The 20,103-nt window shown below is 62.0% G+C and carries 25 protein-coding genes; 20 read left to right on the plus strand and 5 right to left on the minus strand.

Annotated elements, in window-relative coordinates; all coding sequences use genetic code 11:
* Window positions 1–9 precede the first annotated feature (9 nt).
* Window positions 10–960 carry a 4-hydroxy-3-methylbut-2-enyl diphosphate reductase gene (gene ispH / locus M3465_RS03280; RefSeq protein ID WP_249500266.1) on the minus strand — a complete coding sequence of 317 codons (951 nt, stop codon included), beginning with the start codon at window positions 958–960 and terminating at the stop codon, window positions 10–12.
* Between the two features lie 126 nt (window positions 961–1,086).
* Here ispH and M3465_RS03285 point away from each other — a divergent pair, with 126 nt between their 5' ends.
* Entirely contained in the window at window positions 1,087–1,569 is a 483-nt protein-coding gene (locus tag M3465_RS03285; RefSeq protein ID WP_249500267.1) for a c-type cytochrome, read from the plus strand.
* A gap of 6 nt (window positions 1,570–1,575) precedes the next feature.
* Here the strand turns inward: M3465_RS03285 and M3465_RS03290 are convergent, their stop codons facing one another.
* Complete coding sequence (locus tag M3465_RS03290) at window positions 1,576–2,013, minus strand: YqaA family protein (RefSeq protein ID WP_249500268.1); 438 nt, start codon at window positions 2,011–2,013, stop codon at window positions 1,576–1,578.
* A 30-nt stretch (window positions 2,014–2,043) separates the two neighbouring features.
* A complete protein-coding gene (locus M3465_RS03295) occupies window positions 2,044–2,613 on the minus strand; it encodes a LabA-like NYN domain-containing protein (protein ID WP_249500269.1) in 570 nt (189 codons plus the stop codon).
* A 146-nt stretch (window positions 2,614–2,759) separates the two neighbouring features.
* Between M3465_RS03295 and folK the strand changes: the two genes are divergently transcribed.
* From folK to M3465_RS03375, 16 genes are all read left to right on the plus strand, one after another.
* Window positions 2,760–3,323 carry a 2-amino-4-hydroxy-6-hydroxymethyldihydropteridine diphosphokinase gene (folK, locus tag M3465_RS03300; protein ID WP_249500270.1) on the plus strand — a complete coding sequence of 188 codons (564 nt, stop codon included), beginning with the start codon at window positions 2,760–2,762 and terminating at the stop codon, window positions 3,321–3,323.
* A 77-nt stretch (window positions 3,324–3,400) separates the two neighbouring features.
* Window positions 3,401–3,754, plus strand: a complete 354-nt coding sequence (gene rpoZ, locus M3465_RS03305; RefSeq protein WP_249500271.1) for a DNA-directed RNA polymerase subunit omega — start codon at window positions 3,401–3,403, stop codon at window positions 3,752–3,754.
* A 39-nt stretch (window positions 3,755–3,793) separates the two neighbouring features.
* The gene (locus tag M3465_RS03310) at window positions 3,794–5,932 is read left to right on the plus strand and encodes a RelA/SpoT family protein (protein WP_249500272.1); all 2,139 of its coding nucleotides are present in this window, start codon (window positions 3,794–3,796) and stop codon (window positions 5,930–5,932) included.
* Between the two features lie 20 nt (window positions 5,933–5,952).
* The gene (locus M3465_RS03315) at window positions 5,953–6,606 is read left to right on the plus strand and encodes a DUF2062 domain-containing protein (protein WP_249500273.1); all 654 of its coding nucleotides are present in this window, start codon (window positions 5,953–5,955) and stop codon (window positions 6,604–6,606) included.
* 27 nt (window positions 6,607–6,633) lie between these two features.
* On the plus strand, window positions 6,634–7,386 hold the full coding sequence (locus M3465_RS03320) for a pyridoxine 5'-phosphate synthase (RefSeq protein WP_249500274.1): 753 nt from the start codon (window positions 6,634–6,636) through the stop codon (window positions 7,384–7,386).
* A gap of 6 nt (window positions 7,387–7,392) precedes the next feature.
* Entirely contained in the window at window positions 7,393–7,803 is a 411-nt protein-coding gene (gene acpS, locus M3465_RS03325; protein ID WP_249500275.1) for a holo-ACP synthase, read from the plus strand.
* Between the two features lie 56 nt (window positions 7,804–7,859).
* Window positions 7,860–8,696: a signal peptidase I gene (lepB, locus tag M3465_RS03330; RefSeq protein WP_249500276.1), complete on the plus strand. Its 837-nt coding sequence runs from the start codon at window positions 7,860–7,862 to the stop codon at window positions 8,694–8,696.
* Window positions 8,696–9,385, plus strand: coding sequence for a ribonuclease III (gene rnc, locus M3465_RS03335; protein ID WP_249500277.1), 690 nt, complete (start codon window positions 8,696–8,698; stop codon window positions 9,383–9,385). Before lepB ends, rnc begins: the two co-directional genes overlap by 1 nt.
* Window positions 9,382–10,281 carry a DMT family transporter gene (locus M3465_RS03340; RefSeq protein WP_249500278.1) on the plus strand — a complete coding sequence of 300 codons (900 nt, stop codon included), beginning with the start codon at window positions 9,382–9,384 and terminating at the stop codon, window positions 10,279–10,281. The genes rnc and M3465_RS03340 overlap by 4 nt, the downstream gene beginning before the upstream one ends.
* Before the next feature lie 28 nt (window positions 10,282–10,309).
* Window positions 10,310–11,215 (plus strand): GTPase Era, encoded by a 906-nt coding sequence (gene era, locus M3465_RS03345; RefSeq protein WP_249500279.1) that lies wholly within the window; start codon window positions 10,310–10,312, stop codon window positions 11,213–11,215.
* A gap of 18 nt (window positions 11,216–11,233) precedes the next feature.
* On the plus strand, window positions 11,234–11,566 hold the full coding sequence (locus M3465_RS03350; RefSeq protein WP_249500280.1) for a DUF1491 family protein: 333 nt from the start codon (window positions 11,234–11,236) through the stop codon (window positions 11,564–11,566).
* A gap of 9 nt (window positions 11,567–11,575) precedes the next feature.
* Window positions 11,576–12,334 (plus strand): DNA repair protein RecO, encoded by a 759-nt coding sequence (gene recO / locus M3465_RS03355; RefSeq protein ID WP_249500281.1) that lies wholly within the window; start codon window positions 11,576–11,578, stop codon window positions 12,332–12,334.
* Between the two features lie 44 nt (window positions 12,335–12,378).
* The gene (gene pgsA / locus M3465_RS03360; protein ID WP_249500282.1) at window positions 12,379–13,038 is read left to right on the plus strand and encodes a CDP-diacylglycerol--glycerol-3-phosphate 3-phosphatidyltransferase; all 660 of its coding nucleotides are present in this window, start codon (window positions 12,379–12,381) and stop codon (window positions 13,036–13,038) included.
* A 4-nt stretch (window positions 13,039–13,042) separates the two neighbouring features.
* Window positions 13,043–13,288 (plus strand): molybdopterin converting factor subunit 1, encoded by a 246-nt coding sequence (gene moaD, locus M3465_RS03365; protein WP_249500283.1) that lies wholly within the window; start codon window positions 13,043–13,045, stop codon window positions 13,286–13,288.
* A gap of 1 nt (window position 13,289) precedes the next feature.
* The gene (locus tag M3465_RS03370; protein WP_249500284.1) at window positions 13,290–13,736 is read left to right on the plus strand and encodes a molybdenum cofactor biosynthesis protein MoaE; all 447 of its coding nucleotides are present in this window, start codon (window positions 13,290–13,292) and stop codon (window positions 13,734–13,736) included.
* Window positions 13,737–13,794: 58 nt separating this feature from the next.
* On the plus strand, window positions 13,795–14,574 hold the full coding sequence (locus tag M3465_RS03375; RefSeq protein WP_249500285.1) for an FCD domain-containing protein: 780 nt from the start codon (window positions 13,795–13,797) through the stop codon (window positions 14,572–14,574).
* Here M3465_RS03375 and M3465_RS03380 read toward each other — a convergent pair.
* Together M3465_RS03380 and M3465_RS03385 are read right to left on the minus strand one after the other, a co-directional pair.
* Window positions 14,571–15,974: an aspartate aminotransferase family protein gene (locus M3465_RS03380; protein ID WP_249500286.1), complete on the minus strand. Its 1,404-nt coding sequence runs from the start codon at window positions 15,972–15,974 to the stop codon at window positions 14,571–14,573. The two genes, M3465_RS03375 and M3465_RS03380, sit on opposite strands and share 4 nt — an antisense overlap.
* 61 nt (window positions 15,975–16,035) lie before the next feature.
* Window positions 16,036–16,647, minus strand: coding sequence for a GntR family transcriptional regulator (locus M3465_RS03385; protein ID WP_249500856.1), 612 nt, complete (start codon window positions 16,645–16,647; stop codon window positions 16,036–16,038).
* A 260-nt stretch (window positions 16,648–16,907) separates the two neighbouring features.
* On the opposite strand from M3465_RS03385, the gene M3465_RS03390 reads away from it, so the two are divergent.
* The 3 genes from M3465_RS03390 to M3465_RS03400 all read left to right on the plus strand — a co-directional run bounded on the left by M3465_RS03390 (window position 16,908) and on the right by M3465_RS03400 (window position 20,054).
* Window positions 16,908–17,972: a polyamine ABC transporter substrate-binding protein gene (locus M3465_RS03390; RefSeq protein WP_249500857.1), complete on the plus strand. Its 1,065-nt coding sequence runs from the start codon at window positions 16,908–16,910 to the stop codon at window positions 17,970–17,972.
* A 65-nt stretch (window positions 17,973–18,037) separates the two neighbouring features.
* Window positions 18,038–19,162, plus strand: a complete 1,125-nt coding sequence (locus M3465_RS03395; protein ID WP_249500287.1) for an ABC transporter ATP-binding protein — start codon at window positions 18,038–18,040, stop codon at window positions 19,160–19,162.
* A 1-nt stretch (window position 19,163) separates the two neighbouring features.
* Complete coding sequence (locus M3465_RS03400) at window positions 19,164–20,054, plus strand: ABC transporter permease subunit (RefSeq protein ID WP_249500288.1); 891 nt, start codon at window positions 19,164–19,166, stop codon at window positions 20,052–20,054.
* Window positions 20,055–20,103: the final 49 nt, after the last annotated feature.

A 20,103-nucleotide genomic window follows, 5' to 3' on the forward strand; every position in this document is an offset into this window, starting at 1 on the left:
CGCGCGGGGCTACGCCGGAACGCGCAAGACCCTCGGCACCTTGAATTCGACGTTTTCGACGGCGGTCTCGACCATCTCGACCGTCACATCGAACCGCTCTCGAAAGGCGTCGATCACTTCGGTGATCAGCTCCTCCGGCGCGCTGGCCCCGGCGGTGATGCCGATAGAACCGATCCCTTCGAGCGCGCGCCAATCGATATCTGGCGCGCGCTGGACAAGCTGGGCATAGCCGCATCCGGCCTTGCGCCCGACCTCGACCAGACGGCGCGAGTTCGACGAATTGGGCGCGCCGACGACCAGCATCGCATCGCAACGCGGCGCCATCGCCTTGACCGCCTCTTGCCGGTTCGTCGTGGCGTAGCAGATGTCTTCCTTGTGCGGACCGACGATATTGGGAAACCGCGCCGTGAGCGCGGCGACGATATCGGCGGTATCGTCCACCGAAAGCGTCGTCTGCGTCACGAAAGCCAGCTTGTCCGGGTCGCGCACATCGACATGGGCCACATCCGCCACCGTCTCCACCAGAAGCACCTCGCCGTCGGGAAGCTGGCCCATCGTTCCAATGGTTTCGGGGTGGCCCTCATGGCCGATCATGATGATCTGCAAGCCGTTGTCGTGATGCCGCGCCGCCTCGATATGGACCTTGCTGACCAGCGGGCAGGTCGCATCGACATAGATCATCTCGCGCTTGGCCGCCTCGGCAGGAACGGCCTTGGGCACGCCATGCGCGGAAAAGATCACCGGGCGATCGTCGGGGCAGTCCTCCAGCTCCTCGACAAAGACCGCGCCCTTGTCGCGCAGGCTGTCCACGACGAACTTGTTATGCACGATCTCGTGCCGGACAAAGACCGGCGCGCCCCATTTTTCAAGCGCCATCTCCACAATCTTGATCGCACGGTCCACGCCGGCGCAAAAGCCGCGCGGTGCGGCGAGATACAGTGTCAGGGGCGGTTTGGGCATTGGTTCCTCGTCTCCGTGTCTGCGCAAGAATTATGACGTATCGCCCTTCGGGTCTAGGATATGCGCTCACAAAGCAGTGACTTGACGTTCCAGCGCGGGAAGGTGGTTAAGGAGCCGAAGTCAAAAATGCAGGATCATATGAAGAAAATCGCCCTTGCAGGAACCGTCGGCCTGATTGTCGTTACCGGATCGGTGCTGTTCATGACGAACAGCGCCGAAAGCGCGGATGGGCGCCTGCCCTATACCGATGAGGCGCGTGTGGCCGAAGGGGCCGCGCTTTACGAGACCTACTGCGCAAGCTGCCACGGCGCCGATCTCGAAGGGGAACCGAATTGGCAAACGCCGGATGCGGAAGGCTACCTGCCCGCTCCGCCGCATGACGAGACCGGCCATACCTGGCATCACGACGACACGCTGCTGGTGCGGATCGTGACCGAAGGCACCGAGGCGATCGCGGGCGGCGATTATCGCTCGAACATGATCGGCTTTGGCGATGTGATGTCGGAGGGCGAGATCCTGAACGTGCTGGCCTATATCAAGTCCACTTGGCCCGCGGAGGTGATCGAGATCCATAACGAGATCAACACGCGGCAGGAGCGGATGCAGTAGGCGTAGTCAAAACGCCGCTGCGGTGAACCACGCCACGGCGATATAGCGCACCGTCTTGGCGATCGTCACGAGGCCGAAAAATACCCACGGACTCGTGCGCATCACCCCCGCGATGATCGTGAGTGCATCCCCCAAGGGTGCCCAGCTGAGAAGCAGCGTCCAGACGCCCCATCTCGCATACCAATTCTGTGCGCGATCGAGCTGGCTTTGCGTGACGGGAAACCACCGACGTCCGCGATAGCGCTCCAAGACGCGCCCCAGAGCGTAATTCAGGCCCGAACCAAGGATATTGCCAACGCTGGCGACGATGACGATCCATTCGATCGGTATTTCGCCGCGCAGTTGCAGCGCGATGAACACGATCTCGGATTGGAAAGGAAGGATCGTCGCTGCCCCGAAAGCGGCGATGAACAGCCCGCCAAGCGACAGCGCGGTTTCATACATGGAGCCGGAACTGCAACACGCGGGCGGCGATCAGCTTTCCGCGTCGGCAGTCTGCCGGTCGTGGGCCGGCTCGCGCGGCGGGCGGCCGATCACCTCGCGCAGTTCGTCAAGCTCGATGAAATTGTCGGCCTGACGTCGCAATTCATCGGCGATCATCGGTGGCTGGCTGCGGATCGTGGAAACAACGGAAACCCGCACGCCGCGACGCTGCAGGCTTTCGACCAGCGGGCGGAAATCGCCATCGCCGGAAAAGAGCACGATATGATCGACATGATCGGCCAATTCCATCGCATCGACCGTCAATTCGATATCCATATTCCCCTTGACCTTGCGCCGCCCCTGGCTGTCGACATATTCTTTCGCTGGCTTGGTGCGCATGTTGAAGCCGTTGTAGTGGAGCCAATCCACCAGAGGCCGGATCGGGGAATAATCGTCATTCTCAAGCAGCGCGGTGTAATAGAAGGCGCGCAACAGCTTGCCCCGGCGCAGGAACTCCTGACGCAGAAGCTTGTAATCGATATCGAAACCGAGGGATTTGCCAGCCGCGTAGAGATTGGAACCGTCAATGAACAACGCAAGCCGTTCGTCTTTGTAAAACATGAATTGGGCCTCTCACAAAATTCTGCGACACTGACTCAACGGAAATCCGAAGCCTCATAGCCAAGTCGCGTCGCATGACTTAATGGCCCAGAAAAACACCGCAAGATGTAATTTCCGGTCAATTTCTAAAACAATACGAGCATACTATGAACGATTTCTTGATCGCTCTGGGAAGTAACGTAGCGTCAAGCGGACTTTCGCCAAGTGCGGTTTTGCGCAAATCGCTTCCCGCTCTTCAAAGCGCTGACATTACGGTTGTTTCCGTAAGCAAGATCTACCGGACACCGTGTTTTCCAACTGGGGCCGGGCCGGATTACGCCAATGCCGCGGCGCAACTGCGCGCCGACTTGGACCCCGAGGACATGCTTTCGCATCTTCACAAGATCGAATCGCTTTTCGGGCGCGAGAGGCGGCAGCGATGGGGCATGCGCACGCTTGATCTCGATTTGATCGCGTGCGGTGACATGGTGCTGCCCGATGTCGAAACCTTCAACGCCTGGCGGTGCCTTCCGCCCGAGATGCAGTGCGCAGCGGCCCCCGAGCGGCTGATCCTGCCGCATCCGAGATTGCAGGATCGCGCTTTTGTGCTTGTGCCGATGCGGGAAATTGCGGCAAACTGGCGGCATCCGGTCCTTGGCCGAACGATTGCGGATTTGTGCGATGCGCTCCCGTCAGAGCTTCTGTCGGAGATTGTTGCGCTCGACGATTGATCGCGGCTTGTATTCGGGCAACACGCGCGATACATAACGGATTCTCAAAGACTGCCCGATGGATTGGAGTGTGTGTCATGGCCCGCGTGACGGTTGAAGACTGCGTCGATAAGGTTCCGAACCGCTTTGAACTGGTTATGCTCGCTGCGCACCGTGCGCGCGAAATCGCCAGCGGTGCGGCAATCACCGTGGATCGCGACAATGACAAGAACCCGGTCGTCGCGCTTCGCGAAATCGCGGACGAGACGCAATCGGCCGACGATCTGCGCGAACGTCTGATCGAATCGAACCAGACCCAGATCGAAGTCGACGAGCCGGAAGAAGATGCAATGGCGCTTCTGATGGGGGCCGAGCCCGACAAGCCCGCCGAGGATGATCTGTCGGAAGAAAAGCTGCTCCGCGCTTTGATGGAGGCGCAGGGCCAGGGCTGAGGCCTGCCATGATGCGGGCCGCATGAGAATGAGGCGCCGATGATCGCGGCAGACGACCTTGTTGCGCTCGTGCGCAACTACAATCCCAGAACGAACGAATCTCTGATCCGCGCGGCCTATGATTACGGCCGCGCGATGCACGAGGGCCAAACCCGCCATTCGGGCGAGCCGTATTTCTCGCACCCCGTGGCCGTTGCCGCGATCCTGACCGAACAGCAGCTTGACGACGCCACGATCATCACGGCGCTCCTGCACGACACGATCGAAGACACCAAATCGACCTATTCCGAGGTCGCCGACCGCTTCGGTGCCGAGGTGGCGATGCTGGTCGATGGCGTGACCAAGCTGACCAATCTGCAACTGTCGAGTTCCGAGACGAAGCAGGCCGAGAATTTCCGCAAGCTCTTCATGGCAATGTCCAAGGATTTGCGGGTGATCCTCGTCAAGCTGGCGGACCGTCTGCATAACATGCGCACGATCAAGGCCATGCGTCCTGACAAGCAGGTGCAAAAGGCACGCGAGACAATGGATATCTATGCGCCGCTCGCGGGACGCATGGGCATGCAATGGATGCGCGAGGAGCTTGAGGATCTCGCGTTCCGGGTGCTCAACCCGGAGGGCCGTGCCAGCATCATCCGCCGCTTCATCACCCTGCAACGCGAGACGGGCGATGTGATCTACAAGATCACCGGCGACATGCGCATCGAGCTCGACAAGGCCGGGATCGATGCCGATGTGTTCGGCCGCGCCAAGAAGCCCTATTCCATCTGGCGCAAGATGGAAGAAAAGGAAATCGGCTTCTCGCGCCTCTCGGACATTTACGGCTTTCGGATCATCACCCACTCGATCGAAGATTGCTACAAGACGCTCGGCGTGATCCATCAACGCTGGCGCGCCATTCCGGGCCGGTTTAAGGATTACATCAGCGAGCCGAAATCGAACGGCTACCGTTCGATCCACACCACCGTTTCGGGGCGCGATGGCAAGCGGGTCGAGGTGCAGATCCGCACGCGCCAGATGCATGACGTTGCGGAAACCGGCGTCGCTGCGCATTGGTCCTATCGCGATGGCGTGCGGGGGGAAAACCCCTTTGCGGTCGATCCCGCAAAATGGGTCGCCTCGCTGACCGAGCAATTCATCGGCGAGGACGATCACGAGGATTTCCTCGAAGCGGTCAAGCTGGAGATGTATCCCGACAAGGTGTTCTGCTTCACGCCCAAGGGCGATGTGGTCAAGCTGCCGCGCGGGGCGACGCCGCTCGATTTCGCCTATGCGATCCATACGCGGATCGGATCGGCCTGCGTCGGCGCCAAGGTGGATGGCCTTCGCGTGCCGCTCTGGACGCGGCTGAAGAACGGGCAGTCGGTCGATATCATCACTGCCGAAGGCCAGTCTCCGCAATCCACATGGCTCGATATCGCAACCACCGGAAAGGCGAAATCCGCGATCCGGCGCGCCCTGCGCGAAGCCGGGCGCGAAAGGTTTGCGCAGCTTGGGCGCGAACTGGCGCGGTCGGCTTTCGAGAATGTCGGCAAGAAGGCCAGCGACAAGGTTCTGGAAATGGCGGCGCGGAACCTGCGGATCCCCGATGCGCAGGAACTGCTCGCCCGGCTCGGCAGCGCCGAGATGTCGGCCCGCGAAGCCGTTGCCGCCGTCTATCCCGATCTGGCGCCCGAGCCGCTGGAATTCGTGGAATTGCAAAGCGCGGTGATCGGGCTCGATCACGGGCAGGCCTTTGATCGGGCGCCCTGCTGTCAGCCCCTGCCGGGCGAGAGGATCGTTGGGATCACGCAATGCGGGCGGGGTGTGATCGTTCACGGCATCGATTGCGAGGCGCTCGCCGGGTTCGAGGACGAGCCCCGCCGCTGGATGGACCTGCGTTGGGCCATCGGAAATCATCCGCCCGTCTATACCGTTACGCTCGAACTGGTCATCGGCAATGACGCCGGTGTGCTGGGGCGGATTTGCACATTGATCGGGGAACAGAAGGCCAATATCTCGGACCTGAATTTCGTGGACCGCAAACCGGATTTTTACAAGCTGCTGATAGATATCGACCTGTGCGATGCGAACCATCTGCATTCGGTCATGTCGGCACTGGAAGCGGAAAGCGATGTCGCATCTGTCGTGCGGCGCAGGGATCCTGACCTGTCGCATGCGGCGGCTGCGGCCGAATAGGAAGATCGAAGGGACGGGATTTGGTATTCAAGCGGCGGGACAGGCGGTCGATCTGGGCCACCTTGCGCGAGGCCTTGTGGCCGCGCGGCGGGTGGGCGCGCGCGGCGCGCTATGTCCAGCACCGGCTCAACCGCCTGCCCGATCCGCCCGAACGCATCGCGCGCGGCATCTTCGCTGGTGTCTTTACCACCTTCACACCGCTTTACGGGTTGCATTTCGTTGTCGCCGGGCTCCTCGCGCTCGTCATGCGCGGCAATGTCATCGCATCGCTTCTTGCCACCTTCTTCGGCAATCCGCTGACTTATGTCCCGATCAGCGTGGCATCGCTGCAAACCGGGTATTGGCTGCTCGACCTGCGCGAGGAGGCGCCCCAGCACGGCAGCGTTCCTTACAAGTTCGCCAAGGCGAGCGAGGATTTCTGGCGCAATTTCCGCGCGCTCTTCAACGATCAAACCGCTGACTGGAGCGGGCTGACGCTATTTTATCACGAAGTGTTCTTTCCGTGGCTGATCGGCGGCGTCATTCCGGGCATCTTGTGCGGGCTTGTCTGCTACTATGTCTCGGTGCCGCTGATCCGGGCTTATCAGAACCGCCGCAAGGGCGTTCTGGCCGCCAAGCTGGCGGCCCTGAAGAAAAAGAAGAAACAGGCTGACGAGCGCCAGACCTCGGACTAGGTTCAGCCGCGAAGATGGAGGCGAGAGATGACGGATTATGCAGGCACCCTGCGGCTCGGGGTGAATATCGACCATGTCGCGACCTTGCGGAACGCGCGCGGCGGCGACATACCCGATCCGCTTCGCGCCGCGGAACTGGCGCAGAAGGCCGGGGCGGATGGCATCACAGCGCATCTGCGTGAAGACCGCCGGCATATCCGCGACGCCGATATAGAGCGGCTGATGGATGCGCTCTCCATCCCCCTGAATTTCGAGATGGCCGCGACGGCCGAGATGCAGGCCATCGCCCTCCGCCATAAGCCGCATGCGGTGTGCATCGTGCCCGAAAAGCGCGAGGAACGGACGACCGAGGGCGGGCTGGAGGTTGCACGCGAGGAGAACAAGCTTGCCGGTTTCATCGCCCCGCTTCGCGAAGCCGGCTGCCGCGTGTCGATCTTCATCGCCGCCGACAAGCGCCAGATCGACGCGGCGCATCGCATCGGCGCTGAGGTGATCGAGCTGCACACCGGCGCCTACTGCGATGCGCATGCCGAAGGCCGGATGGAGGATCGCGACCGCGAGTTGAACGCATTGCGCGAGATGTCGGCCTATGCCCATTCGCTCGGGCTCGAGGTTCATGCGGGCCACGGGCTGACCTATGACACCGTCAAGCCGGTGGCCGCGTTCCCGGAGGTTATGGAACTCAACATCGGACATTTCCTCATCGGTGAAGCGGTGTTTCGCGGGCTGGATGCGGCGATTGCGGAAATGCGCCGCCTGATGGACGAAGCGCGGGCATAGCGGCGGATGATCCTCGGCATCGGCACCGATCTGGCCAATATCGACCGCATCGCCGGCACGCTTGAACGGTTCGGCGACCGCTTTCGCAACCGCGTATTCACCGAGATCGAGCAACGCAAATCCGAGCGAAGGCGCGATGTGGCCGGCACCTATGCCAAACGCTGGGCCGCGAAGGAGGCGTGTTCCAAGGCTCTCGGCACCGGGCTGCGCATGGGCATCGCGTGGAAGGATATGTCGGTGCGCAATCTCGCCACCGGTCAGCCGGTGATGGAGGTCACAGGTTGGGCCAGGGAACGGCTCGACGCGATGACCCCGCCGGGGCATGAGGCGATCATCCATGTCACGCTCACCGACGATCACCCTTGGGCGCAGGCCACCGTCCTGATCGAAGCCCGCCCGATCCGGCCGCTTGCTTGACTTAGTCGCCGCCCCCGCTCATGAAGCGCGCACCATTCCAGAACAAGGCAGAGCAGATGGCCTCAGAACCCAAGAAAAGCGGCGGGATCGTCGAGACGATCAAGACCATCGTTTATGCCCTGCTGATCGCGGGCGTGTTCCGCACCCTGTTCTTTCAGCCGTTCTGGATTCCATCGGGCTCGATGAAGGATACGCTGCTGATCGGAGATTTCCTCTTCGTCAACAAGATGTCCTATGGCTATTCCTATGCTTCCTGCCCCTCGCTCTACTTGCCGAGCCTCGGCATCGATATCGACGCGAAGGATATCTGCGGCTGGGCCGATGGCGACAACAGCCGTCTGTTTGGATCGGAGCCTGAGCGTGGCGATGTCGCGGTATTCCGTCACCCCGTCACCGGCCGCGATTTCATCAAGCGCGTGATCGGCCTGCCGGGTGATCGCGTGCAGATGGTTCGGGGTGTGCTCCATATCAACGGCGAACCGGTAAAGCTCGAGCCCGCGCCGGATTTCACAGAAACCGCCGCGCCCCAAGGCCCGCAAGGGCTGCGCCCGCGCTGCGCCAATGGCGCGGTCGGCACCGGTGGCACCTGCATCAAGCAGCGCTTCACCGAAACCCTGCCCAACGGCGTGAGCCATTCGATCCTGAACATCGGCAATCAGGGATCGGATAACACGCCCGTCTATACGGTGCCCGAGGGGCATTATTTCATGATGGGCGACAACCGCGACAATTCCTCGGACAGCCGTGTGCCGAGCGTTGCCGGTGGCGTTGGCTTCGTGCCGTTCGAGAATTTCGTCGGCAAGGCAAACCGCGTGATCTTTTCTTCCGCTGGATCGTCGATGCTCTTCTTCTGGACATGGCGGGGCGATCGCTTCTTCGAGAAGATCGAGTGATGAAGCTGTCGGCGGAACTTCAGGCGCTGTCCAAGCGCTTGGGGCATCGGTTCGACCGCCCCGACCTTTTGGTCCGCGCCGTCACCCATTCCTCGCGCGCGGGGCCGAACCGGGATGACAACCAGCGGCTGGAATTTCTGGGCGACCGCGTTCTGGGTCTGGTGATGGCCGAGGCGCTTCTGGCGCATGACAAGGCGGCCAGCGAAGGCCAGCTTGCGCCGCGTTTCAACGCGCTGGTTCGCAAGGAAACCTGCGCCGAAGTCGCGCGCGAGATCGACCTTGGCGCGGCGCTGAAACTCGGGCGGTCGGAAATGCTGTCGGGCGGGCGGCGCAAGCAGGCGCTTCTGGGCGATGCTCTGGAAGCGGTGATCGCCGCGGTTTACCTCGACGGCGGATTCGACGCCGCCAAGGATATGGTGCTGCGGCTTTGGGGCAAACGCATCGGCGCGGTCGAGGACGACGCGCGCGATGCCAAGACCGCGCTGCAGGAATGGGCGCAGGCGCGCGGGATGTCGCCGCCCTCCTATGTCGAAGTGGCCCGCGACGGCCCGGACCACGCGCCCAATTTCACCATCTCGGTTCAACTCGACAACGGTGCCTCGGCGCAGTCGAGGGCCGGATCGAAACGTCAGGCCGAACAATCGGCGGCCAAAGCGCTTCTGGCGCAGCTCGAGCAAGGCGCAAGGTGAGCGACAACCTGCGCGGAAGCCTGTTCATGTGCTTCGCCATGTTCTGCTTCGCCATTGAGGATGCTATCTTCAAGACCGCAACCGGGGAGATGGGCGTTTCGGCTGGGGTTGGAACGATGCTCTTCGGAACGTTCGGCACGGCGGTGTTCATCCTGCGCGCGCTCTGGATGCGCGAACGGCTCTGGAGCGCGGCCTATCTGCAGGGCCCGCTCTTGATCCGCTCAAGTTTCGAAATCACCGGCAGGCTATTCTTTGCCCTCGCGCTGGCCTTCGCGCCGCTTTCCACCACATCGGCCATCCTGCAGGCCGCTCCGCTCGTCGTCACGCTCGGCGCCGCGCTTGTGCTGGGCGAAGCGGTCGGCTTGCGGCGCTGGTCGGCGATGATGGTGGGATTTGTCGGCGTGCTGATGATCGTGCGGCCCACACCAACCGGGTTCGACGCGACCTCCATCTTCGCGCTTTTGGGCATGATCGGCTTTGCCGGGCGCGATCTGATGACGCGCGCCAGCCCGCCCGAGGTAACGGCCACGCAGCTTGGCATTCTCGGCTTCCTCATGGTGTTCATCGCGGGCGTCATCATTACCCTCTTCCAGACCGCGCCGGCTGCTGCGCCGAACCTGCCGGCGCTCTTCTTGCTGATGGGCACCGGCCTTGCCGGGGTGATCGGTTACAGTGCGTTGACCGCCGCGATGCGCACGGGTGAGGTGGCGGTCGTGTCGCCTTTTCGGTATTTCCGCCTGCTGATCGCGCTCATCATCGCCTATCTCGTGTTCGGCGAACGCCCCGACGCGCTTACCCTGATCGGCGCAGCATTGATCGTGGGCAGCGGCACCTACACCTTGCTGCGCAGCGGGCGCAAACAGGGATCTGGCGCCTTGCCGCGATCTGACGTATGACGCGGCCTTTCAACTTACGGATCACGCCATGACCACACGCGCCGGTTTCGTCGCCCTGATCGGAGAGCCCAATGCGGGCAAATCCACGCTGACCAACCAGATGGTCGGCGCGAAAGTGTCTATCGTCACGCATAAGGTGCAAACCACCCGCACGCGGATTCGCGGCGTTGCCATCGAGGGCGACGCGCAGATCGTGCTGGTGGACACGCCGGGGCTGTTCAAACCGCGCCGCCGGCTCGACCGCGCCATGGTCGCTGCGGCTTGGAGCGGCGCGTCGGATGCCGACATCGTCGTGCTGCTGATCGAAGCGCATCGCGGGATCACCGAAGGGGTCGAAGCGATTCTGGACAATCTGGGCGAGGTCGCGGGTAAGCGGCCCGTGGCCCTTGCGATCAACAAGATCGACCGGGTCGAGGCGCCGAAACTGCTTGCCCTGACCAGGGAGATGAACGAGCGTTTCGCCTTTACCGAGACCTTTTTGATCTCTGCGGAGAAGGGTCATGGCGTCAAGGATCTGCGCAAGTGGCTGGCCGAAACGCTACCCGAAGGCCCTTGGCTCTATCCCGAAGACCAGATCGCCGACCTGCCGCTGCGCATGATTGCTGCCGAGATGACGCGCGAGAAGCTGACGCTGCGGCTCCATCAGGAATTGCCCTATCAGCTGACGGTCGAGACCGAGAGCTGGGAGGAGCGCAAGGACGGATCGGCGCGGATCGATCAGATCGTCTATGTCGCGCGCGACGGGCACAAGGGGATCGTGCTTGGCAACAAGGGCGAGACGATCAAGGCGGTCAGCAAGGCTGCCCGCGAAGAGCTGGAGGAGTTCCTCGGCCGGCGCATCCATCTTTTCGTGCAAGTGAAAGTGCGCGAAAAATGGCTCGATGAGGCAGAGCGGTATTCCGAGATGGGGCTGGATTTCAAGGATGGTGGGTAAGTCGCGCGGTCTGTGCATATGACCCGCCTGACCGCCGAATTCTGGGTGCAAGCCTATCTGCGCCGCCTGTCGCTTTACGATATTCCCGCCTTCGTCACCGCGCATGGCGACGACACCGCCGGCGCGGTTCTGGTCAAGCTGAACACGCTGGACGGGCGCGCCACCGCCTTGGTGCGCCAGTTCGATCTGATGACCGGAGAGCGGAAATGGGACGTGCTGGCCCAGGGCGGCGAGGCCGAAGTCGATGCCAGCATCGCGAAGCAACGGGGTTTCGACAGCGATCTCTGGGTGATCGAGGTCGAGGATCGCGCGGGGCGGCATCTGCTGGATAAAGACGGGCTGAGCGGCTAGGCTCTGCCGATGGACTGGCGCGACACGGGTATCCTGCTGAGCAGCCGCCGCCACGGCGAACACGCGGTCATCATCGACGCGTTCACCCCCGAGCACGGTCGTCACGCGGGCATCGTGCGCGGCGGTGCGTCGCGCCGGATCGCGCCGATCCTGCAACCGGGCGCTCAGCTCGATCTGCGCTGGCGCGCGCGGCTGGAGGATCATATCGGCAGCTACACGGTCGAGTTGCAACGCTCCCGCGCTGCGGTTGCGATGCAGGATCGCGTGGCGCTGGCCGGTCTGAACGCGGCGCTTGCGCTGCTCGGCTTCACCTTGCCCGAACGCGAACCCCACCCGGCGCTTTACGCGCGCAGCCAGTCGCTCCTTGATCTGCTGGATCGGCCAGACCTCTGGCCGCTGGCCTATCTGCGCTGGGAACTCGCGCTGCTGGATGAAATGGGTTATGCGCTCGATCTGACGCGCTGCGCGGTTACGGGAAGCAAAGAGAACCTCGCCTATATCTCTCCGGCGAGCGGCCGCGCGGTTTCCCGCGAAGGCGCGGGGGAATGGGTCGACCGGCTCTTGCCCCTGCCGGAGGCGCTGACAGGCGACGGCGCCTGCGACGATGCGGATGTGGTGGAAGCGCTGGGAACGACGGGATATTTCCTCGAACACAAGCTGGCGGCGGGCCAGATCGGCAAACCCCTTCCCCCGGCGCGCGTGCGATTTCTCGATACGCTGTCGCGCCGTGCAGGCGCGGGCGTGCGGGGCGCGCGACAAAACACCTGACGCGCCGTCTTTTCACTCCGGCAGCGGCGCGATAGACAGGGGCCATGAACATGACCCTGCCGAATATCCTGACGGTTCTGCGCCTTCTGGCCGCGCCTGCGCTGGCGCTCATGTTCCTCTATTTCTCGCGCCCCGCCGCCGACTGGTTCGCGCTCATCCTCTTTGTCATGGCCGCCGTCACCGATTGGTTCGACGGCTATCTGGCGCGCGCATGGAAGCAGGAAAGCAAGCTGGGCGCGATGCTCGATCCGATTGCGGACAAGGCGATGGTGGTGATCGCGCTGATGGTGATCGTGGGCTATTCCTCGATGTCGCCCTGGCTGGTGCTGCCGGCGACCTTCATCCTCTTCCGCGAGGTGTTCGTTTCGGGCCTGCGCGAGTTTCTGGGCGATACCGCAGGCACGCTCAAGGTGACGAAACTGGCCAAGTGGAAAACCACGCTGCAGATGATCGCCATCGCGGTGCTCTTTGCGCAAGGCGTGTTCGAACACTATCTTGGCATGGCTGTTCTCGACATGGGGCCGGAAACCTTCGCTCGCGTGATGGAAGGCCAGACGCAGGATGTATATGGCATTTGGTGGAAAAACGCCGGCATGGTCTGGGCCGGCAATCTGGGTCTCGTGCTGCTCTGGATCGCGGCACTGCTGACGCTTGTCACCGGCTGGGATTACTTTCGCAAAGCCCTGCCGTTCTTGAGGGATTGACGATATGGACGTGCTTTATTTCGCATGGCTGCGCGAACGGATCGGGTTGCCGAAGGAAACCGTGCAGACCGATGCGGCCACCGTTGCCGATCTGGTCGATGAACTGCGCGCGCGGGAGGACCGCTATGCAATGGCATTCTCCGACCTCTCGGCGGTTCGCGTGGCGGTCGATCAGGAACTGACCGATTTCGACGCATCGCTCGAAGGCGTGCGCGAAGTGGCGTTCTTTCCGCCGATGACGGGCGGCTGACATGCGGATCGTCGTGCAGCAAGACCCGTTCGATTTCGGCGCGGAGGCGGAGGCATTTGCGAGTGGTCGGCACGATATGGGGGCGATCGTCACCTTTACCGGCGTTGTGCGCGATCAGGGCAATGGCGGGCTGGATGCGATGGAGATCGAGCATTACCCCGGCATGACCCAAAAGGCGCTGGACCGCATCGCGGCCGAAGCCAAGGCGCGCTGGTCGCTGGGCGATGTGCTTGTCATTCATCGATACGGGCGGATGGCCCCCGGCGAAAAGATCATGATGGTGGCCGCCGCCGCACCGCATCGCAAGGATGCGTTCGAGGCTGCGGAATTTCTGATGGATTACCTCAAATCCCGCGCGCCCTTCTGGAAAAAGGAACATACCCGCTCGGGCGAAACGGGTTGGGTTGCCGCCCGCGATGAGGACGAGGACGCGCTTGGGCGCTGGTAGCTTGCTGGCGCACCGTTTTGGTCATATCGTTTGACCAATTCACGCAAAGCCCCGGATCATGCCGTTCCAACCCGTCACCACCGAAAAGCTCTCGATCGCCGTCACAAGGCAAATCGAACAGTTGATACTGCGCGGCATCTTGCGGCCCGGTGAACGTCTGCCCTCAGAACGGGAATTGGCGGGCCGATTGCAAGTGTCCCGTCCCTCTCTGCGCGAGGCGATTGCCGATCTTTCCCAACGCGGCTTGCTCACCAGCCGTGCCGGCGCCGGAATTTATGTGGCCGACGTCCTCGGATCGGCCTTTTCCGATGCATTGATCGAGCTTTTCGCCAATCACGATGAGGCGGTGTTCGATTACCTTTCCTTCCGCCGCGACATGGAAGGGCTGGCGGCCGAACGCGCCGCACGTCTGGCCTCGGCCACGGATCTCAAGGTGATCGGTGCGGCCTTCGCCCGGATGGAAGCAGCCCATCGCAAGGGTGACGCGGACGAGGAGGCCGCGCTCGATGCGGAGTTTCACCTGTCCATCATCGAGGCGAGTCACAACGTCATCATGCTGCACATGATGCGCTCGATGTATCAGCTTCTGCGCGAAGGCGTGTTCTACAACCGGCAGATCATGTTCCGCCAGAACACCACCCGCGCGACCCTGCTGGACCAGCATCGCGCCATCAACGACGCGCTACAGGCCCGCGATGCCACCGCCGCGCGGCAAGCCGTTGTCGATCACCTGACCTATGTGGAGCACCGCCTTGCCGACGACCGCAAGGCCGAAGCGCATGAGGCAATCGCCCGGCAGAGGCTGGAGCATGTCGGGCGGAACGCAAGCCGCGCCTAAGCGGCCGCTTTCGCCTTCATCAGTCCCTCGTCCTTCAACCGCACATGCGTTTCGTCGAGTGATTGCCAGGCGCGGTCGATCAGGATGTCGATCTCCTCGCGGTCGATCACCAGCGGCGGGGAAATGATCATCCGGTCGCCGACATGGCGCATGATCAGGTTGTTGGAAAAACAGCGTTCCCGACAAATGAAACCGACCGTTCCCGGATCGGAGGCGAAGGCGGCGCGGCTGTCCTTGTCGGGCGTCAACGCGATGGAGCCCATCATGCCGACGATCTTTGCCTCACCCACCAGCGGATGATCCGTCAGGCTCTCGAACTTCTCTTTCAGGTAAGGCCCGGTCTCCTCCCGCACGCGGGTGACGATGCCTTCCTCGTCGAGGATGCGCAGGTTTTCCAGCGCCACGGCGCAGGCGACCGGATGGCCGGAATAGGTGTAACCGTGGTTGAATTCGACGCCTGCAACGACCTCGGCCACCTCATCGCAAACCAGTGAGCCGCCAATCGGCTGATAGCCCGAGGAAAGCCCCTTGGCGATGGTCATGACATGCGGGCGGATGTTCACCGTCTGGCTGCCGAACCAGTTGCCGGTGCGCCCAAAGCCGCAGATCACCTCGTCAGCAATGAGCAGGATGCCGTATTTGTCGACGATGCGTTGCACTTCGGGCCAGTAGCTGTCCGGCGGAACGATCACGCCGCCCGCGCCCTGGATCGGCTCGGCGATGAAGGCGGCCACGCGGTCTGGGCCAAGTTCCTCGATCTTCGCTTCAAGCTGGCGCGCGCGTTCCAGCCCGAATTCCTCGGGTGTCATGTCATCGCCTTCGGCCCACCAGTTCGGCTGATCGATATGGTGGATGTCCGGGATCGGCAGGCCACCCTGCATGTGCATCCCCTTCATGCCGCCGAGACTGCCCGACCCTACGGACGAGCCGTGATAGGCATTCCAGCGGGAAATCACGATATTGCGTTCGGGCTGACCCTTCGCCGCCCAATAGGTGCGCACCAGCCGCAGATTGGTATCATTCGCCTCGGACCCCGATCCGGCGAAAAACACCTGGTTGAACCCCTCGGGCGCCAAGTCCGACAACTTCTTGGACAAGGCAATGGCCGGCACATGGGTCGTCTGGAAGAAGGTGTTGTAATAGGGCAGTTCTTCCATCTGGCGCGCCGCCGCTTGTGCCAGTTCGCGCCGGCCGTAGCCGATATTCACGCACCAGAGCCCCGCCATCGCGTCGAGGATGCGGTTTCCGTCACTGTCGTTGAGCCAGACGCCATCGGCCCGCGTGATCACCCGCGCGCCCTTTTGCGCCAGTTCGCTTCCGTGCGTGAAGGGATGCATGTGATGCGCGGCATCGAGCGCCTGCAGCTCGGCGGTCGGCGATTGAACAGAGATAATGGCCATGAATATCGTCCTTTTGAGCGTTGGCCGAAGAATATGATCAAATTATTCGAAGTCAATCGAATCAACGCAGGGCATCACCAATCTGCGCCATGCCCTGCTCCACATCCGCCGCCATCGCCGTGGCTGCAGCCGATGGGTTCCCTGCTCGCAGCGCATCGAGGATATCCTTGTGCCTGTCCGGCAGGTTCCGCGTTCCGATCCGCCCGCAAACAACGCGCAGCGACGGCCCGAACCGCAACCAAAGACGATCCACCGTTTCGGTCAGGATCGGGGATCTCGCGATCGCGTTCAATTCGCAATGAAACCGGTGATTCTCGATCAGATACCGCCCGACATCGCCCCGCCCGATCGCATGATCGAGCCGCAGATCCGTTTCGGTCAGACGCGCGATATCCGAGGGCTGAACCCGCAGCGCGGCACGGCGCGCCAGTTCCGGCTCAAGCGCTTTGCGCGCGACGGTCAGTTCGCCCACCGCTGCACTGTCGAGCACCGGAACGACGATCCGGCGATTGCCCATGAATTCAAGCGCGCCGGCAGCGGTCAGCCTGCGCAGCGCCTCGCGCACGGGCGTCATCCCGACGCCCAGCGCCTCGGTCAGACCCTTGATCGTTATTGGCTGGCCAGGCTCCAACTCACCGAAAAGCACCTGATCGCGCAGCTGCCGATACACCATCTCATGCGCCGGAAGCCGCCCCGCCCCGCCATCGTGTGCCCCCTCACCAGCCGATGCAAAACCCAACGCACGCCCCCTTTTTCAATCGCCGTCCATCAAACTTTAGCACAGTCTCACGGGCGAACTTGCACGATCATTCCCGGCGTGGAAACATGACAGCTATTGCCAGATCGGGCAAGATTTGATCAAATTCAAATCCACGGAGCCGAAAGCGCTTCGGGATCAACGGGAGAGAAACCTTGAAAACCAATCTGCTGACGATGACAGCCGGCCTTGCGCTCGCGGCATCCTTCGCCAATGCGGACGAAGTGCGCGTTTACAACTGGTCGGACTATATCGACGAGGATCTGTTGGCCAAGTTCGAAGAGGAAACCGGGATCGATCTGATCTACGACGTCTTCGACAGCAACGAGCTTCTCGAAACCAAGATGCTCGCTGGCGGCTCGGGCTATGATGTCGTTGTGCCGACCGGCACCTTCCTGCAACGCCAGATCCAGGCCGGCGCGTTCCAGAAGCTCGACAAGGAGAAGCTGCCCAATATCGACAACATGTGGGATCTGATCGCGGATCGAACGGAGCAATACGACCCGAACAACGATTACTCCATCAACTACATGTGGGGCACCACCGGGATCGGCGTCAATGTAAACAAGGTCCGCGAAATCCTCGGAGAGGACGCGCCCATCGACAGCTGGGATTTGATCTTCGACCCCGAAAATCTCTCGAAACTGGCCGAGTGCGGCGTTCACATCCTCGACGCGCCGGCCGAAACGATCCCGGCGGCGCTGAAATATATCGGAGAGGACCCAAACAGCCACGATCCCGATGTGATCGAGAAAGTCGAGCCGGTCTACATGGCGATCCGGCCCTATGTTCAGAAGTTCCACAACTCCGAATATATCAACGCGCTGGCCAATGGGGACATCTGCGTCGCGGTCGGCTGGTCCGGCGATATCCTTCAGGCCCGCGACCGCGCCGCCGAAGCGGGCAATGGCGTCGAGATCGCCTATAACGCTCCCAAGGAAGGCGCGCAGATGTGGTTCGACCAGATGGCCATTCCCGTCGATGCGCCAAACCCGGACGCCGCGCATGCGTTCCTGAATTTCATCATGGAACCCGAAAACATGGCCGCCGCGTCGAATTACGTCTACTACGCGAACGGCAACAAGGCGTCGCAGGAATATCTTGTCGATGACGTCATCAACGATCCTGCGATCTATCCATCCGAAGAGGCGATGAACAACCTCTTCACGACCACGCCCTTCGATCCGAAGGTGCAGCGCATGGTCACGCGCCTCTGGACGAAGATCAAGTCCGGCACCTGATCTGCGCAACTTTCCGTCCGGCGGGCAACCCGCCGGGCGCCCTTCCCGATGGACAGGTATTCGCCTTGGCACAAACCGTCTTTGCCCCCTGGAACGATCCCGACGAAAAACCGCTGATCCAGTTTCGGGGCGTGACCAAAAGGTTCGGTGATTTCACCGCGATCGACAATCTCACACAGGATATCTACGCACGTGAGTTCTTCGCCCTACTCGGCCCTTCGGGCTGCGGCAAGACGACGATGATGCGGATGCTGGCCGGGTTCGAACGGCCGACCGAAGGGCAGATCCTGATTGCGGGCCAGGATATGTCGCGCGTCCCACCCAACAAGCGCGCGGTGAACATGATGTTCCAGTCCTACGCGCTTTTTCCGCATCTGTCGGTATGGGACAACATCGCCTTCGGGCTCAAACGCGAAGGCCGCGACAAGGACAAGATCGCCGCTCGCGTCGAGGAAATGCTGCGCCTGACGCGTCTCAGCAAGTTCGCCAAGCGCAAGCCGCACCAGATCTCCGGCGGCCAGCGCCAGCGCGTCGCTCTGGCCCGCAGCCTTGCCAAGGCGCCGAAATTGCTGCTGCTCGATGAACCGCTCGGCGCGCTCGACAAGAAGCTGCGACAGGACACCCAGTTCGAGCTGATGGACATTCAGGAAAAGACCGGCACGACCTTCGTCATCGTCACCCACGATCAGGAAGAGGCGATGACGGTCGCCTCCCGCGTCGCGGTGATGGATGAAGGCCAGATCATCCAGGTCGCCACGCCCGATCAGATCTACGAGGCGCCCAATTCCGTCTATGTCGCGGATTTCATCGGTGATGTGAACATCATTACCGGCCGCGCCGCACCCCAGGGCGACAAGGTCGCGATCCGCTTTGCCGAAGGCCAGCCCGAGATCATCGGAACCACGACCAAGACCTTCGAACCCGGTCAGGAGATCCATTTCGCGATCCGCCCCGAAAAGGTCGCCATCGACACCGAAGAGCCCGAAGACACCCCCAACAAACTGCGCGGCAAGGTCCTCGATATCGCCTATCTCGGCAATATATCGACCTATCACGTGGAGTTGCCGACAGGCCTGATCGTCAAGGCTCAAACCGCCAATACCCGCCGCATCTCGCGTCGCCAGATCACCTGGGAGGACACGGTCTGGATAAGCTGGACAGACACCGCCGGTGTCCTGCTGGACCGCTGACATGCGCCGCGCTTTCCTGATCGCCGTTCCCTACCTGTGGCTGGTCGCGCTGTTCCTCATCCCCTTCGTGATCGTTTTCAAAATCTCGCTCTCGGATGTGGCGCTCGCCCGCCCGCCCTACATGCCGCAACTCGATCTTTCGGCTGGCTGGGACGGCGTCAAATCGTTTTTCGCAGAGCTCGATTTCGAGAATTTCGCTTTCCTGACGACTGACGATCTCTATTGGAAAGCCTATCTCAGCTCATTGCGCATCGCCCTGATCTCGACGGCCCTGACCCTGCTGGTCGGCTACCCCATCGCCTATGCGATGGCCCGCGCCGCGCCCGAGTGGCGCCCGACACTGCTGATGCTGGTGATCCTGCCCTTCTGGACGAGCTTCCTGATCCGTGTCTATGCCTGGATGGGGATCTTGTCGAACGAGGGGCTGCTCAACCAGTTCCTGCTCTGGCTCGGCGCCATCGACACGCCGCTGACGATCCTCAACACCAATACCGCCGTCTATATCGGCGTGGTCTACACCTACCTGCCCTTCATGATTCTGCCGATCTACTCAGCGCTCGAACGCATGGATGACAGCCTTCTCGAAGCTGCCGAAGATCTCGGCTGCTCGCGCCTCTCCGCCTTCTGGCTCGTCACCGTGCCGCTGTCGAAGAACGGCATCATCGCCGGTTGCTTTCTCGTCTTCATCCCGGTGATCGGCGAATTCGTGATCCCCTCGCTGCTCGGCGGATCGGGCACGCTGATGATCGGCAAGGTGCTCTGGGAGGAATTCTTCTCAAACCGCGACTGGCCGGTCGCCTCGGCGGTCGCGATCATCCTGCTGCTCATCCTCATCATCCCGATCATCCTCTTCCAGCGCAACGAGCAGAAACAACGCGAGGCCGAAGGATGATGCCTCTTCCTTTCTTCTTGCCTCAAATATCCCGGGGGAGGCCGCAGGC

The organism is Marivita sp. GX14005 (genome assembly GCF_023370775.1).
Classification (GTDB): Bacteria; Pseudomonadota; Alphaproteobacteria; order Rhodobacterales; family Rhodobacteraceae; genus Marivita.

Coding starts and splice junctions, on each gene's coding strand:
- M3465_RS03290 (WP_249500268.1), bottom strand. CDS start 2,013: ATGTATGAAACCGCGCTGTCGCTTGGCGGGCTGTTCATCGCCGCTTTC.
- M3465_RS03295 (WP_249500269.1), bottom strand. CDS start 2,613: ATGTTTTACAAAGACGAACGGCTTGCGTTGTTCATTGACGGTTCCAAT.
- ispH (WP_249500266.1), bottom strand. CDS start 960: ATGCCCAAACCGCCCCTGACACTGTATCTCGCCGCACCGCGCGGCTTT.
- M3465_RS03390 (WP_249500857.1), top strand. CDS start 16,908: ATGACAGCCGGCCTTGCGCTCGCGGCATCCTTCGCCAATGCGGACGAA.
- era (WP_249500279.1), top strand. CDS start 10,310: ATGACCACACGCGCCGGTTTCGTCGCCCTGATCGGAGAGCCCAATGCG.
- acpS (WP_249500275.1), top strand. CDS start 7,393: ATGATCCTCGGCATCGGCACCGATCTGGCCAATATCGACCGCATCGCC.
- moaD (WP_249500283.1), top strand. CDS start 13,043: ATGGACGTGCTTTATTTCGCATGGCTGCGCGAACGGATCGGGTTGCCG.
- M3465_RS03310 (WP_249500272.1), top strand. CDS start 3,794: ATGATCGCGGCAGACGACCTTGTTGCGCTCGTGCGCAACTACAATCCC.
- M3465_RS03385 (WP_249500856.1), bottom strand. CDS start 16,647: ATGGTGTATCGGCAGCTGCGCGATCAGGTGCTTTTCGGTGAGTTGGAG.
- M3465_RS03320 (WP_249500274.1), top strand. CDS start 6,634: ATGACGGATTATGCAGGCACCCTGCGGCTCGGGGTGAATATCGACCAT.
- recO (WP_249500281.1), top strand. CDS start 11,576: ATGGACTGGCGCGACACGGGTATCCTGCTGAGCAGCCGCCGCCACGGC.
- rnc (WP_249500277.1), top strand. CDS start 8,696: ATGAAGCTGTCGGCGGAACTTCAGGCGCTGTCCAAGCGCTTGGGGCAT.
- M3465_RS03380 (WP_249500286.1), bottom strand. CDS start 15,974: ATGGCCATTATCTCTGTTCAATCGCCGACCGCCGAGCTGCAGGCGCTC.
- M3465_RS03285 (WP_249500267.1), top strand. CDS start 1,087: ATGCAGGATCATATGAAGAAAATCGCCCTTGCAGGAACCGTCGGCCTG.
- M3465_RS03370 (WP_249500284.1), top strand. CDS start 13,290: ATGCGGATCGTCGTGCAGCAAGACCCGTTCGATTTCGGCGCGGAGGCG.
- M3465_RS03400 (WP_249500288.1), top strand. CDS start 19,164: ATGCGCCGCGCTTTCCTGATCGCCGTTCCCTACCTGTGGCTGGTCGCG.
- folK (WP_249500270.1), top strand. CDS start 2,760: ATGAACGATTTCTTGATCGCTCTGGGAAGTAACGTAGCGTCAAGCGGA.
- lepB (WP_249500276.1), top strand. CDS start 7,860: ATGGCCTCAGAACCCAAGAAAAGCGGCGGGATCGTCGAGACGATCAAG.
- M3465_RS03350 (WP_249500280.1), top strand. CDS start 11,234: ATGACCCGCCTGACCGCCGAATTCTGGGTGCAAGCCTATCTGCGCCGC.
- pgsA (WP_249500282.1), top strand. CDS start 12,379: ATGAACATGACCCTGCCGAATATCCTGACGGTTCTGCGCCTTCTGGCC.
- M3465_RS03375 (WP_249500285.1), top strand. CDS start 13,795: ATGCCGTTCCAACCCGTCACCACCGAAAAGCTCTCGATCGCCGTCACA.
- rpoZ (WP_249500271.1), top strand. CDS start 3,401: ATGGCCCGCGTGACGGTTGAAGACTGCGTCGATAAGGTTCCGAACCGC.